The 1,226-nt window shown below is 70.3% G+C and carries 2 protein-coding genes; both read left to right on the forward strand.

The features are described from left to right. On the forward strand, positions 1 to 590 hold a 590-nt coding region (locus FKP22_RS30910), incomplete at its 5' end, for an HDOD domain-containing protein (protein WP_141292000.1). 28 nt (positions 591 to 618) lie between these two features. Then, positions 619 to 1,226: serine/threonine-protein kinase (locus tag FKP22_RS30915; protein WP_170201198.1), on the forward strand; the 608-nt coding region annotated here is incomplete at its 3' end.

Genomic DNA, 1,226 nt, shown 5'->3' on the forward strand with positions numbered 1-1,226 from the left:
GCCTGGCCGTGCGGCTGGTGCCGGCTGGCTACGACGGCGAGGTCGTCTACCTGATCTCGCTGCTGCAGAACCTCGGCCGGATGGTGGTGCAGTACCACTTCCCGGAGGAGGCCGAGCAGATCCGCAAGCTGATGCAGAACGACGACGCGCCGGCGACTGCACCGGACGCACACGGGATGAGCCCCGAGGCGGCCTCGTTTGCAGTGCTGGGGCTGGACCTGGATGAACTGGGCGTGGCGGTGGCCCAGCACTGGGGGCTGGACGACAGCGTGCTGGCGCTGATGCGCCGCGTGCCGCCGAATGCCCCGGTGCGGACGGCGGACAGCGACACCGACAACCTGCGCACCACAGCCAGCTGCGCGGGTGAACTTGTCGATGCGCTGAACCAGCCCGCCACGCGGGTGCAGGCTGCGCTGCGCCAGGTCGTGCAGCGCTATGCGCGTGCGCTGAACCTCAGCGGGCGCGAAATGCAGGACGCCCTGCAACTGGAATTGCAGGGTGGCGACGCGACCGGCCTGCCGCATGGCAGCCCGCTGCCGGCCGTCGGAGAGAGTTCGTCTTCCGGGCTGCGCCGCCAAAACGTTTCTTGAAATTCACGCCCTTGCCGGCGTGCCATCCATGGCAGTACCCACTCCCGCCGCCACGCCGCAGCAACTGGGCCGCTTCACGCTGAAGGCCTTGCTGGGGCAGGGCTCGCAGGCCACCGTCTGGTTGGCCTGGGACCCATTGCTGCAGCGTGAGGTCGCCATCAAGCTGCTGCGCCCGGAAGTCACTGGCGACCAGCGCGACGCCTGGCTGGCCGAAGCGCGGCTGATGAGCGGCCTGTCGCACCCCAACATCGTGGCGGTGCACGAAGCCATGCAGGAAGGTGGCCGGGCCTGGATGGTGCTGGAGCGCGTCGAAGGGCTGACCCTGGCCGACCGCCTGGCGCGCCAGGGCGCGATGGCGCCGCGCGAAGCCGCCGAGATGATGCTGCAGGTGCTGGACGCGCTGGCCTGCGCGCACGGCCACGGCATCATCCACCGCGACCTGAAGCCCGCCAACGTGCTGCTGGCCCGCGATGGCCGCGCCCGTGTGATGGATTTCGGCATCGCGACACGGCTGTCGGCCGCGCCGGACGGCCGCATCGTTGGCTCGGTCGCGACCATTTCGCCCGAAGGCGCCAGCGGCCAGGCCGCCACGCCGGCGATGGACATCTTTGCCGCCGGCATGCTGCTCGTCCATGC

Origin of the sequence: Ideonella azotifigens (genome assembly GCF_006519715.1) — a bacterium.
GTDB classification, from domain to species: domain Bacteria; phylum Pseudomonadota; class Gammaproteobacteria; order Burkholderiales; family Burkholderiaceae_C; genus Ideonella; species Ideonella azotifigens.